Genomic DNA, 12,708 nt, shown 5'->3' with positions numbered 1-12,708 from the left:
GTAAGCCGGCGGCTGGCAACAAAGTACAGTGCAAGGCAAAATGCGGGAGTAGCTCAGCTGGTAGAGCGCAACCTTGCCAAGGTTGAGGTCGCGAGTTCGAGCCTCGTCTCCCGCTCCACAAAAAGGGGAAGCCAAGCTTCCCTTTTTGTTTGGCGGCCTTGGTTCATGTGCTGGCTGAACTGGTTTGTCAGATACGGTAGTTTTGGTAGCCCCCGCTTCTGGCGCGATAGCAAAGCGGTTATGCAGCGGCCTGCAAAGCCGTTTAGGCCGGTTCGACTCCGGCTCGCGCCTCCAGAGATTCAAAACGAAAAGCCCTGACTTGGTCGGGGCTTTTTGTTTTGTCGTTGGCGTTTGCAGGATGCATTCTGATATCAATCCTCTTCAGGCGAAACTATCCATGACCGACCTCCACTCCGAATTCGAATGGCGCTGGGCTGCATTCAGTCAACTTGCCGCGATCGATGTCTACACCATCCTCGCCGCCCGCAGCGAAGTATTCGTGATCGAGCAGCAGTGTTTGTATGCCGATGTAGACGGTCAGGATACCGATGCATGGCATCTGCTGGTACTCAGCCAAACGGCCAACGCTGAACTCGCCGGTTATCTGCGCGTTCTTCCACCCGATGAAAACGGCGTCGCTGAAACTGCCGACGTTCGCATTGGGCGCGTTCTTACGCGGGCGCCATTCCGCGGCATTGGTCTTGGTCAGGCGATGCTCGAACGCACGGTCGCGCGTATCACGGCGCAATGGCCCGACAACGCAATCCGCCTTCACGCCCAAGCGCATTTGCAACGCTTCTACGCAGGCTTCGGCTTCGAACCGATCTCGGATATTCACCTCGACGACGACATCCCGCATATCTGGATGCGTCGCCTGGGTTCGTCGCGTTAGGACGGCGAATCGATCACGCGGCGCACATCGGTCGCGATGTTTTGAATGGAATCATTTTCGGTCGCGAGCAAACGCGCGTGGCCGTGGGTATCGAAGATATAGACGGCCGAGCTGTGCGTGACGTCGTATGCGCCCGACGGATCGCGTTTTTCCATCTGATACGCCACCCGATACCGCTTCGCCAGCCCCTCAATTGCTCCATCCGTGCCCGTCAGGCCGATCGCATGTTCCGCGTCGAATGCGCGCACGTAGTCGTGCAGCGCGGCCGCTGTATCGCGGGCAGGATCGACGGTGATGAACGCGATGCGCGTGTTCCGGGCGTCAGGTCCGAGTTGCTGCAGGACCTGCATCAGCCGCGCCATGGTTTCCGGGCAGACGTCCGGGCAATGCGTGTAGCCGAAGTAGACGAGCGTCGTTTTCCCCGCGAACGACTGGCCGGTGGCGGGTTTGCCGGTGTCGTCGGTGAGATTGAAATCGAGGTCGGGGAGATGGCCGCTGACGTCGGTCAGCTTCCAGGGCGCGGCGTCGTGATGCGAGCAGCCGGCAAGCGCGGCGCTTAAAACCAGTGGAGCAAGCAAGGCGCACACGCGGCCTGTGCGATGAAACCTGAACCAGGAAGACATTTTGCGACTCGAACAAAGTGGGATGCATGAATCCACAAGATTGGATGATTCGTCACAAGATGTTTCGTGACGCCATGCGCGCCCGACTTTATCTCAGAATAGAGGCTTTCGCCGCGCATCCATGAATCGGGGCGGCTTTTCGTGGCGATTTGCCGCAGGCTTTTTAAATCACCGCTTGCCCGCCGATCCAGGCAATTTGCAAGATTCGAGTGCACGGTATGGCGCGTTCATTCGTTATGGACTGCATCCACGCCGCTTTCTTCCAAGGGCGTTCCGCTGCGGACGTACCGAAAAGCCGACTTGGCGCTTCAACATGCGCATACTTTCCGGCCGTTCCGGCTAAAAGGCAGATATCGATGCAAAACCTTCCTGAACAACTTCCGCTTGCCGAGACCGCTTTTTTCTTCGATTTCGACGGCACGCTCGTCGAACTGGCTTCCACGCCCGATGGCGTCGTGGTGTCGCCGGCTGTGTCGCCCATTCTTGCGGCATTGCGCCGCGCAACCAATGGCGCGGTTGCAATCGTGTCGGGGCGGGGAATCGAGAGCATCGACTCGTTCTTGAAGATGCCGGATATCCCCGTCGCCGGTCTTCATGGCGCCGAGCGCCGCGATTCGAACGCGGACGTGCATCGCGTGGGTTTTAACGACGAACGCCTGCTGCGCATGGAACACGCGCTCGAAGGCGTGGTGAAGGCAAATCCCGGCATGCTGCTCGAGATCAAGGGCGCGGCGCTCGCGCTGCATTACCGCAACGCGCCGGATCGCGGTCCGACGGCGCGTGAGGCGACGGAAAAGCTCGTCGCGCAATACGCCGATGCCTACGTGCTGCAACCCGGCAAGATGGTCTACGAGATCAAGCCGAAGGATGTCGACAAAGGCCGCGCCGTGCGCGCTTTCCTCGATGAACCGCCTTTCACGGGCCGCAGGCCGGTGTTTATTGGCGACGATCTGACGGACGAGAAAGGCTTTGCGGTCGTGAACGAGCACAACGGGCTTTCGATCAAAGTCGGCGCGGGCGATACGCTCGCGCATGCGCGAGCCGATTCGGTGAGCGCGTTGATCGAATGGCTGCAGGGCGTGGCGGGTATTCAGGGAACGCGTTCGTGAGCCGCCTGATCATTGTTTCGAACCGCGTCGCGCCGATCTCCGAAGGCGGTCCGGCAGCGGGCGGCCTCGCGGTCGGAGTCTACGACGCGCTGAAGGAAACCGGCGGCATGTGGTTCGGCTGGAGCGGCGACGTGGTGGCCGAAGCGCCCGAGGGCATCAAGCTCGAAGAGCGCGGACGCGTGACGTTTGCGACCATCGGACTTGCGCAACGGGATTACGACCAGTATTACCGCGGTTTTTCGAACGCGACGCTTTGGCCGGCGTTTCACTATCGGCCGGATCTGATCCAGTTCGATCGCGATGAATTCGATGGTTATTGCCGCGTGAATCGATGGCTCGCGAAGCAACTCGCGCCGCTGCTGAAACCGGACGATGTCATCTGGGTCCACGACTATCACCTGATTCCGTTCGCGCAGGCGTTGCGCGATGAAGGCGTGACGAACCGCATCGGCTTTTTCCTGCACATTCCGTTTCCAGCGTCGCAGGTTCTGTTGAGCGTGCCGCGTCATCGCATGCTCGCCGAGGCGTTGTGTTCCTACGATCTGCTCGGTTTCCAGACCGCGCCCGACCTGCGCGCGTTTTGCGATTACATCGAAACAGAGGCGAACGGCACGGTTACGCGGATCACGGGCGAGCCGAATGCCGTGCGCGCATTCGGCAAGACGCTGCGGGCGGGCGCTTATCCGATCGGCGTGTATCCCGATGAAATTGCCGCGCTCGCCAAAGATGGCGAAAGCGGGCGCGAGGTGCAGACGGTCAAGACCACGTTGCGCGACCGCAAGCTGATCATGAGCGTGGATCGGCTGGATTATTCGAAGGGTCTCGTCGAGCGGTTTCGTGCGTTCGAGAAGTTGCTCGAACATCAGCCGGCTCAGCGTAACAACGTTTCGTTCGTGCAGATCGCGCCACCCACACGCGCCGACATGGACACGTACAAGGACATTCGCCTCCAACTGGAAGCGGAATCCGGCCGGATCAATGGCCGATACGCGGAACTGGACTGGACGCCGATCCGCTATATCCACCGGCAATACGAACGGCCCGTGCTCGCCGCGCTTTTTCACGCGTCGCACGTGGGATTTGTCACGCCGTTGCGCGACGGCATGAATCTGGTCGCGAAGGAATACGTGGCAGCGCAAGACCCGGACGATCCCGGCGTGCTGGTTCTATCGCAGTTCGCGGGCGCGGCACAGGAATTGAACGGCGCGTTGATCGTGAATCCGCTCGATATCGCCGGAATGGCCGACGCACTGGCCGCCGCGCTCGCGATGCCGCTGGCCGAACGAAAGGCCCGTCACGCCGAGATGTTCACGCAACTCCGCGAGAACAACGTCTCCGTCTGGCGCGACAACTTCATGCGTGACCTGCAGGCGTGACGTAAAAAAAGCCGCTTCGGTTTTGAGCCCGAAGCGGCTTTTTAATGTGGCGAAAACTCCGATTACGTCTGTTCAGCCTTGGCCGCAAGTTGCTGCGAAGGCATGGTGGTCGGCGGCAGCTTCCCGTGCTGCTTCGACAACAATTCCCGATACAAACCCGGACGATCCCGCAACTGCTGCGGCGATCCGTCGTCGATCACCTTGCCCGAGCTCATCACGATGATCCGGTCGAAGCCCTGCAGCGTCGACAACCGATGCGCGATTGCGATCACCGTACGGCCGACCATCAGCCGGTCGAGCGCCTGCTGAATGGCTTCTTCCGAAGAACTATCGAGCGCGGACGTGGCTTCATCGAGCAGAAGAATGGGCGCGTTCTTCAGGATCGCGCGAGCGATGGCAATCCGCTGGCGCTGGCCGCCGGACAACTTCACGCCACGATCGCCGACGATGGTATCGAACCCTTCAGGCATCGCTTCGATGAAATCCGTGCAGCGCGCTTCGCGGGCCGCCGCAAGCACTTCTTCGCGCGTAGCTTCCGGCCGGCCATACGCAATGTTCTCGTACACCGTCCGGTGAAACAGCGAAATATCCTGCGGCACGAGCGCGATCGACATCCGCAAACTGTCCTGCGTGATCAGCGAAATATCCTGTCCGTCGACTTTGATCGCGCCGCCTTGCGCTTCGTAAAAGCGCTGCAAAAGGGCGAGCACGGTCGATTTCCCCGCGCCCGACTTCCCGATCAAACCGACTCGCTGACCCGGTTCTATATGCAGGTTGAATTTATCGAGGATCGGACGGCGGCGCGGATACGCAAATGTCACTTCTTCGAAATCAACACGGCCGCCTTGCGGCACGAGTTCGGTGGCATCCGAACGATCGGGCATGCCGTGCGGTTCGAGCAGCGTTTGCACCGCTTCGGAAAGGCGCGCGACGTGTTGCGTGACATCGACCAGTGCGACGGCGAGATCCCGCGTGCCGTGAAGAATGGTGAAACCGAGCGAGCTGACCAGCACGATATCGCCGGAAGTCGCCTGGCCTTTCGACCACAGCCACAACGCCCAGCCGAGCAGTCCGGCCGAAAGGATTGCGGTCACGACCGCGTGGAAAAGGCGCAACTTTTCGAGGTAGAGCAGGCTTTGCTGACGCGCGACCATTTCGGCCTTGACCGTCGAGCCGAAGCGCTTCTGCTCGCGGAACGTCATGCCGAAAGCACGAACGAGCGCCATGTTGCCGATTACATCGACAAGTTCGCCGTCCACTGAAGCAGCCTTCGATGCAAACGTGTGATGCCGCGCCGACCCGCGCCCGGCCAGCCGATACAGCACGAAAGCGAGAATGGCCGACGCCAGCATCAGGCCGCCGGCCATGAGCGGATTCACCGCGATGATCATGAAGATCGCGCCGATCACCGCAATGCACGGCGGCAACACGTTCCACGCCATGGTGTTTTCGGCGGTGTAGATCGCGTTCGATGTCGCCGTGATCCGGCTCGCCAGCATGCCGGGCTGTTTCTCGGAGAAGTACGTTGGAGAGTGGCCGCTCAGATACGAGAACAGATCGCGCCGCAAGTCGCCCGTCACTATCACGAACGCGTGCGCGCCGACCCAGCCGCCGACCCGCCATAGCAGGTTGTCGGCGGCGATCAGGCCAACCAGGATCATGAAGGCAGCCCAAAGCGGGCCGGGATGTCCGCGGCCCTGGCCGAGCACGTCGATCAGATGCTTGATTGCGTACTGCGACGCGAGCGCACAACCGACGGCCGCCAGGACGCTGACCAGCACAATGGTGTGAGCGACGGGATGCCGGCGAATGTAACGAAACAGGAACGCAAGCGGGCGATGCGCGTAGCTCGCTAGCTTGGCGTTGTGTACGTTACGCTGGGAGACGGTGAGTTGGTCCAATTGGTCGTTTTAGGTCGAGTAGAGCGGTTGAGCGCAGTGCTTCGCCGTGGCCACAAGCAAGGCGCGCCGGGCAGTCCATCGGAGCATCAATGCAGCAATCAAGCCAAACGCCGCGCAGCGACGATTGTTGAATTGTAGCCAGTGTAGCGAGCCAAATCCCCTCGCGTAGTCCTTTCCGTGGCACTTATCCATCAGAACACACGCAATTTCAGCAAAAGTGGGGCGCTTTGCAAGTTATTGATGCCTTGCGAGCGCTTGTGCGCTTCCCATGACATTCGTCCTCACGTGCATGTCGGTCTGCGGCGGTCCGCCATAAGTAAGGCGAATAACCATCTAATTTGCTGAATACTTCCTGCAACTTCCTGCGGAAGGTAAGAGCACGTGGCGGTCCTGCCGGGATTTAATTGCGACGGAAATGTTGATAGACATCCCGGTTGTATTGCGCCGGTGTCACGGATTGGCCTGACCGCATTGGCTTGGCTCTCGAAGAAGCGCTGCGGCGTGTTCGTACAATGTAGAACAGCCTTGATAAACAAGGGCTTGCAAAGTGTATCGGCGATGTAACAACGTAAATAAGTTGAAATGCAGGCGTGAAACGCTTGTAAAAACCGCGATACTCCGTGCGGGTTTGCCCTTAGATTTTTTGACAGCTGGTTGTAGGTTCCGGTCAACGGCCTTGCGGGTGATGCGTTTATCGCTAGGTGCGCCATTTTTACGAGATGGACCCGATCTTGCTCTTTGGGATCGCCATCTGAAACTGGCGCGTGACGCAAGGGGCGCGAAGGGCCGAAGGCTCAAACCCGAAGCACCCAAGCAACAGCGAAGCATCGCGATTTTTCTCGTGCTAACGGCCTTACTGCTGGATGACCAGCATCGCGCCGAGCCCGGGTGGGCGATTCGCTTGATCAACATGACCGATGCCAAGCGCATCAATTTGCCTGACATTATTAGGAGTTTTCGACATGCGAATCGCTCAAATCGCGCCTCTCCACGAAGCCGTTCCCCCGAAGTTCTACGGCGGCACGGAGCGCGTGGTGTCCTATCTGACCGAAGCCCTCGTTGAGGCGGGTCACGACGTCACGCTGTTCGCGAGCGGTGATTCGCAAACGTCGGCGAAGCTCGAAGCATTCTGGCCGCAGGCATTGCGCCTCGACCCGACTATCCGCGACACGATGGCGCCGCACATGCTGTTGCTGGAAGAAGTGCGCCGCCGCGCCGATGAGTTCGACGTGCTGCATTTTCACATCGACTATTACCCGTTTTCGCTGTTCTCGCGCCAGCCGGTGCCGTTCCTGACGACCATGCACGGCCGTCTCGACCTGCCCGAACTGCAGCCGATCTTCAACACGTTTAACGAAGCGCCGGTGGTTTCGATCTCGGACAACCAGCGCCAGCCGCTGCCGCAAGCCAACTGGCTTTCGACGGTTTATCACGGTCTGCCGGAAAACCTGCTGACGCCGGTTCCGAACGTGCAGCCGGGTTACCTTGCGTTCCTCGGCCGTATCTCGCCGGAAAAGCGCGTTGACCGGGCAATTCGCATTGCCGGCGCCGCGGGCATGAAGATCAAGATCGCCGCGAAAATCGATAACGCCGATCGTGCTTATTACGAAGAGCAGATCAAGCCGCTGTTCGCGTTGCCGCACGTTGAGTACATCGGGGAAATCAATGAGCAGCAGAAGACCGAATTCCTCGGCAACGCGCACGCACTGCTGTTCCCGATCGACTGGCCGGAGCCGTTTGGTCTCGTGATGATCGAAGCGATGGCGTGCGGTACGCCGGTGATCGCGTTCAATCGCGGATCGGTGCCGGAAGTGATCGAAAACGGCGTGTCGGGTTTTGTCGTGGAAGACGAACTCAGTGCAATCGCCGCCGTGAAACGTCTTCACACGCTGCCGCGCGCCAAGGTGCGCCATGCGTTTGAAACGCGTTTTTCGTCGAAAGTCATGGCCGCGCGTTACGTCCAGACCTACGAAGATTTGCTGCGCGCGAAGCGCCGGACCGTGCTGCGCGAAGTCAACGCAAGCTGAGTCGAACGCTCTCACCGCTTACACGTTTCACCAAACAACGCCCCGTGCGCCGTCAGGCGCACGGGGCGTTGTTGTTTTGACACACTGCCGAGCCAAGCTGGACGGGTTATCGACGGGTTGGAGCGGCAAGCCTCATGGCGGCTTCGACATTCTCCATATAATGTGCTGGCTCCGCCAAAAGACATCGGAATTGGCGGAATTGGACGGTCAGACGTGGAATTTCCAGAAGATCAAATCGCGCGCCTCAACCATTTGGCTTGTGCGGATAAGGAAATGCTGTGAACAGGAGCGAAGTTTTGGCGAGATCGAAGCAGAGTAGCGCGAAGGCGGCACCTATTACGGTCGCTGGCGCCGGCACCGTATTCGCGCTGCGGGCGATCGGACTCGTGCTCGTCGCGCGCTGGATGTTCTCCATGTCGCAGATGGGCTATTTCTCCTCCATGCGCGCGATGACTTCATCGCCGTGGGCCTGCATCAACCTCGTTCTGCTGTTCCTTTTGCTGTTTCTTCCGGGCGCTCGTGCCCGTGCCGAACGGCCGTTGCATCCGTTGCCGCAATGGTTGCGGCAAGCATTGCGTTTTCTCGCGCTGTTGAGTTTCGTGTTCGCGGTTTGGTCGGTGGGATTTTTCACGTGGACAGCCGGCTGGAAAAACGCGGTGCACGCGCTCGCGCAAACCAACGGCTGGTTGCTCGTCGCGCCGGCGCTTTATGCCGTGGTGCTGTGGATTTGCCGTCCGCGCGCGCTTTGGCGCTCGAATTTCGCGGCTCGGCGATTCGCCATTGGCCGCTATGCGATTTCCATCGATAACACCACGCGCACCGCCGTGGTCTGGGCCGAAAGCCGCAAGCTCGGTCAGTACGATGCGCGGGAGTTATCGGTGAAATGGCCGGAAGGTTTCAAGGCATCCGAAACCGTGGCTGCGGCCGTTCCGTCGAAACGCGGATTGTTCGGCCGTAGCGCCCGCGCCAAGATGGAATTGTTGTGGGATTCGCCGGCCGCGGCCGGCCATAACCGCAAGACCGTGTTTCGCACGCCGCTCGCGAGCGAAGGCGACCGGAAGGCGGCGCGGGCGCTGGAAGTATCGTTAGGTCAAAGCCTGGGTTAGAGCGCTCGGTGTGAGCCTTCGGCCCGTACTTTCGCGGAGGAGTTCGCATGCTCGCTCGATGGTGTCTTGCAGCCATTCACTTGCTGGCGTTTGGGTTTGCGCTTGCGTCGGTGTTCGGTCGGGCGAGGGCGTTGCGCCAACTCGATCCCGCCAACTCGCTAAGCGCGAATTCCGCGCGCCTTAAACAGGTTTTTCGTGCCGATAACGTTTGGGGCGTCACTGCGCTCATCCTGCTAATCACCGGTGCGACCCGCGCATTCGGCGGCTTCGAAAAAGGCAGTGCTTATTATTTGCACGAGCCGCTCTTTCACCTGAAGATGACGGCGCTCGTCCTGATCATCCTGATCGAAATCTCCCCGATGATCGCGTTGATCAAATGGCGCAGGGGCATTGGGCGCGGGACAGCGATCGATCTCGGCAAGGCTCGCAAGTTTGCCGCGATGAGCGACGCCGAAGGTGGCTTGATCATTGTGATGGTGATCGCCGCAAGCGGAATGGCACGCGGGATTTGGGCGGGGTAATTCGCTTGTACACGTGCTGCAAAGAAAAAGGCCCTCGAGCTTTCGCCTGAGGGCCTTTTCTACACGGTACACAATCAACCGCGAAATTCTGGTGGGTGGTACAGGGATTGAACCTGTGACCCCTGCCGTGTGAAGGCAGTGCTCTACCGCTGAGCTAACCACCCGAAGAGCTTTGGATTATGTCAGAGCTTCGCCGTTTCGTAAAGTGCTTCTTCCGGTGCTTCAATAATTCCGCTGACCGGATCAGGGCGCAGCCGAAACCTCGACATGGTTAACCGTTTCGATTCTCCACACACTCGTGCCTTTGACCGCTTTATCGAGGTCATCGAGGGCCGCGAGATGCGCGCTCAGTTCTTCCTCCGACGCCAGCAGCACCGGCAGTTGCAGATCATCCAGCGCGATTCGCGGCGCATGACCCGGCCCGGACGTAGGCATTTCGCCCAGCATGTCGATGACCAGGCTTTCCTGGCCGCGCGTCATCGCCAGATAAACTTCCGCGAGCAACTCCGAGTCGAGCAAAGCGCCGTGCAGCGTCCGATGCGCGTTGCTGATGCCAAAGCGGTCGCACAAGGCATCGAGTGAATTGCGCTTGCCGGGGAACATCTGCTTCGCCTGCACAAGCGTGTCGATCACTCCGCCGCACACATCTTTCACGCAAGGCATGCCGAGCAGCGCGAACTCGACGTCCATGAATCCGACGTCGAACGGCGCGTTGTGGATGATCAGTTCCGCGCCCGAAACGAAATCGCGCAGCTCGGCGGCGATATCCGCGAACCTGGGTTTGTCGCTGAGAAATTCGGTGGTGAGGCCGTGCACCGCGAGCGCTCCCGGATCGCTGTCGCGCCCTGGATTCACATAGAAGTGCAGGTTGTTGCCGGTGAGCCGTCGATTCACGAGCTCCACACAGCCGATTTCGATGATGCGATCGCCCGTGCGGGCGTTGAGGCCGGTTGTTTCGGTATCGAGTACGAGTTGGCGCATAGAGATAAAAAGTTAGCCTTCGGCGAGTGAAGTCACGCCGCGATTCGCGAGCGCATCGGCGCGTTCATTTTCCGGATGGCCGGCGTGGCCTTTTACCCAGCGCCATTCGATCTGGTGCTGGACCACGAGCGCATCGAGCCGTTTCCAGAGATCCGCATTCTTGACGGGCGTTTTCGCCGCTGTCATCCAGTTCTTTTTCTTCCAGCCGTGGATCCATTCGCTGATGCCTTTCTGCACGTATTGCGAATCGGTATGGATCACCACGCGGCAAGGACGCTTGAGCGCCTCGAGCGCCGAAATCACGCCCATCAGTTCCATGCGGTTATTCGTGGTCGGCGTCTCGCCGCCGAACAACTCTTTCTCCTGATCGCCGAAGCGCAGCAGCGCGCCCCAGCCGCCCGGGCCGGGATTGCCTTTGCAGGCGCCGTCGGTATAGATATCGATTACTTTGTCCGTGGAATCTTGGGTCATCAATGTTCGTTGCGAGTGTGCGGCGTGGCGACCGGGGCCAGGCCCGGTGCGAGGGCGGGTTTCTTCAGCTTGCGCGGCCCGATCAGGCGCATGCCGCGCACGCGCTTGATGGCGGTGATCATGTAGGCCGCGCCGAAAATGGGCCACCAGCGGTCGCCGGCGGCTTCCATGAATTGATAGCGCGCGAGCCATTGATCGGTGAGAAGAGGCGGACGATAACAGCCGAAGCGCCCGCGTTCAAGATCGAAGCCGAGCAGCTTGATCCAGTCCTTGATCCGCGTGAACGCGATCATTTCATGCGCCGACGGCACGAACGGCCGTCCGGCGACCTTTCCGAGCGATTGCCGCGCGCCCCACAAGCTCAGGGAGTTGAAGCCGAGAATGATCAACTGTCCTTCGGGCATCAGTACGCGCTCGGCTTCGCGCAACAATCTGTGCGGATCGCTCGTGAATTCGAGCGTATGCGGCATCACGAGCAGATCCACGCTCTGCGCTTCGAACGGCAGGTCGAGCAGGTCACACCAGACGGCGCTGCGCCCCGAAGGCGCGTGCAAACCGCGGCTCGCCGATGGCAACGCGGTCACGCCCGGCCGGGCATCAGCGGAAATGGCGGGCGGGAGCGTGAACGGCGCGCTTGCGGCGCTGGCGGTATCGAGCACGAGACCGCGATACGGCATGCGGTTCTCGCGCAATGCGTCGAGCCCGGGCAGGCCCAGTTGCAGCGCGTGATAACCAAAAATATCCGATACCACGCGGTCGAGCTGCGCCTGCTCCCAGTCGAGCACGTAGCGGCCGGGCGCAGAAACCGTCCAGGCGGGCCAGTCTATAATCGTTCGCTCTGACATGTTCGGGTGAGTCGCCTTATGAAAACGCTTGAGTACGTGCCGGTTCCGGCGTTTGAAGACAACTACATCTGGGTGATCTCCGACGGACAAGACGCCGTCGTTGTCGATCCTGGCGATGCCGCGCCTGTCGAAGCTTATTTGACCAAGCGCGGTTGGCGGCTGACTGCTATTTTACTCACGCACCATCATCACGACCACGTCGGCGGCGTCGCAAAACTGCTCGTTAGCCAATCGGCCGATGGTGAAATCCCCGTGATCGGCCCGGCCAGCGAGGCGATCGACCATCTGACGCGGCGCGTGAAGCAGGGAGACACCGTCAGTATCGCGAGTCCCGCGCTGGAATGTTCTGTTATCGATGTACCGGGGCACACTGCCGGGCACATCGCGTTTTTTCAGGCTGCGGATACAGAAGGCACGCCGCATCTTTTCTGCGGCGACACATTGTTCGCGAGCGGTTGCGGCCGGCTCTTCGAAGGCACGCCGCAGCAAATGCTGACTTCTCTCGACGCGCTCGCAGCGCTTCCCGACGCAACGCTCGTCCACTGCGCACATGAATATACGCTGTCGAACATCCGCTTTGCACGCGCGGCGGACCCTGACAACGCGGCGCTCGCTGCCTGGCAGCAGACCGCGGAGGATTTGCGCGCACAAAATCAGCCGACCATTCCCACCACGCTATTGCACGAACGCCAGGTCAACCCGTTCTTGCGCGTGGACAATAAAAATGTCCGCGCTACGCTCGCCGCCCAGTTCGGGCGCCCGGTTCGCGACCGGCTCGACGCCTTCACGCTCGTGCGCGGTTGGAAAGACAAATTTCGTTAACGAGAGATACAGTGCGGTTATCTTCATCTGAAAC

12 protein-coding genes and 3 tRNA genes are annotated in these 12,708 nt (G+C 60.2%); 9 read left to right on the top strand and 6 right to left on the bottom strand.

Translation table 11 applies throughout. The annotated features are described in order from the left end of the window. The first annotated feature begins 42 nt into the window (after positions 1-42). From ASG35_RS06375 to ASG35_RS06365, 3 genes are all read left to right on the top strand, one after another. Positions 43-118 (top strand) — tRNA-Gly (locus ASG35_RS06375). Positions 119-220: 102 nt separating this feature from the next. Beyond that, positions 221-294 (top strand) — tRNA-Cys (locus ASG35_RS06370). Positions 295-397: 103 nt separating this feature from the next. Next, positions 398-892, top strand: coding sequence for a GNAT family N-acetyltransferase (locus tag ASG35_RS06365; protein WP_056354312.1), 495 nt, complete (start codon positions 398-400; stop codon positions 890-892). Here the strand turns inward: ASG35_RS06365 and ASG35_RS06360 are convergent. Beyond that, the gene (locus tag ASG35_RS06360) at positions 889-1,515 is read right to left on the bottom strand and encodes an SCO family protein (RefSeq protein ID WP_056354307.1); all 627 of its coding nucleotides are present in this window, start codon (positions 1,513-1,515) and stop codon (positions 889-891) included. The genes ASG35_RS06365 and ASG35_RS06360 overlap by 4 nt on opposite strands. Positions 1,516-1,871: 356 nt before the next feature. On the opposite strand from ASG35_RS06360, the gene otsB reads away from it, so the two are divergent. Then, the gene (gene otsB / locus ASG35_RS06350) at positions 1,872-2,624 is read left to right on the top strand and encodes a trehalose-phosphatase (RefSeq protein ID WP_056354301.1); all 753 of its coding nucleotides are present in this window, start codon (positions 1,872-1,874) and stop codon (positions 2,622-2,624) included. After that, positions 2,621-4,000, top strand: coding sequence for an alpha,alpha-trehalose-phosphate synthase (UDP-forming) (gene otsA, locus ASG35_RS06345; protein ID WP_056354299.1), 1,380 nt, complete (start codon positions 2,621-2,623; stop codon positions 3,998-4,000). Before otsB ends, otsA begins: the two co-directional genes overlap by 4 nt. Positions 4,001-4,062: 62 nt before the next feature. Here the strand turns inward: otsA and ASG35_RS06340 are convergent, their stop codons facing one another. Beyond that, positions 4,063-5,901 carry an ABC transporter ATP-binding protein gene (locus tag ASG35_RS06340; RefSeq protein WP_056354293.1) on the bottom strand — a complete coding sequence of 613 codons (1,839 nt, stop codon included), beginning with the start codon at positions 5,899-5,901 and terminating at the stop codon, positions 4,063-4,065. Positions 5,902-6,863: 962 nt separating this feature from the next. Here ASG35_RS06340 and ASG35_RS06335 point away from each other — a divergent pair. From ASG35_RS06335 to ASG35_RS06325, 3 genes are all read left to right on the top strand, one after another. Beyond that, the gene (locus ASG35_RS06335; RefSeq protein ID WP_056354274.1) at positions 6,864-7,928 is read left to right on the top strand and encodes a glycosyltransferase family 4 protein; all 1,065 of its coding nucleotides are present in this window, start codon (positions 6,864-6,866) and stop codon (positions 7,926-7,928) included. A gap of 296 nt (positions 7,929-8,224) precedes the next feature. Continuing rightward, entirely contained in the window at positions 8,225-9,034 is an 810-nt protein-coding gene (locus ASG35_RS06330; RefSeq protein WP_056354579.1) for a hypothetical protein, read from the top strand. A 47-nt stretch (positions 9,035-9,081) separates the two neighbouring features. Further along, a complete protein-coding gene (locus ASG35_RS06325) occupies positions 9,082-9,555 on the top strand; it encodes a DUF2214 family protein (RefSeq protein WP_056354271.1) in 474 nt (157 codons plus the stop codon). Between the two features lie 89 nt (positions 9,556-9,644). Here ASG35_RS06325 and ASG35_RS06320 read toward each other — a convergent pair. The 4 genes from ASG35_RS06320 to ASG35_RS06305 form a co-directional block, all read right to left on the bottom strand. Then, a tRNA-Val gene (locus tag ASG35_RS06320) sits at positions 9,645-9,719 on the bottom strand. A 79-nt stretch (positions 9,720-9,798) separates the two neighbouring features. Continuing rightward, a complete protein-coding gene (gene dnaQ / locus ASG35_RS06315) occupies positions 9,799-10,536 on the bottom strand; it encodes a DNA polymerase III subunit epsilon (RefSeq protein ID WP_056354268.1) in 738 nt (245 codons plus the stop codon). Positions 10,537-10,548: 12 nt separating this feature from the next. Continuing rightward, the gene (rnhA, locus tag ASG35_RS06310; RefSeq protein WP_056354265.1) at positions 10,549-11,007 is read right to left on the bottom strand and encodes a ribonuclease HI; all 459 of its coding nucleotides are present in this window, start codon (positions 11,005-11,007) and stop codon (positions 10,549-10,551) included. After that, positions 11,007-11,852 (bottom strand): class I SAM-dependent methyltransferase, encoded by an 846-nt coding sequence (locus tag ASG35_RS06305; protein ID WP_056354262.1) that lies wholly within the window; start codon positions 11,850-11,852, stop codon positions 11,007-11,009. Before ASG35_RS06305 ends, rnhA begins: the two co-directional genes overlap by 1 nt. An 18-nt stretch (positions 11,853-11,870) precedes the next feature. Between ASG35_RS06305 and gloB the strand changes: the two genes are divergently transcribed. Continuing rightward, positions 11,871-12,674, top strand: coding sequence for a hydroxyacylglutathione hydrolase (gene gloB / locus ASG35_RS06300; protein ID WP_056354260.1), 804 nt, complete (start codon positions 11,871-11,873; stop codon positions 12,672-12,674). Positions 12,675-12,708: the final 34 nt, after the last annotated feature.

Source organism: Burkholderia sp. Leaf177, assembly GCF_001424345.1.
GTDB lineage: Bacteria > Pseudomonadota > Gammaproteobacteria > Burkholderiales > Burkholderiaceae > Caballeronia.
The sequence above is the reverse complement of the archived record's forward strand: the minus strand, read 5'-3'. Positions and strand labels throughout refer to the sequence as shown.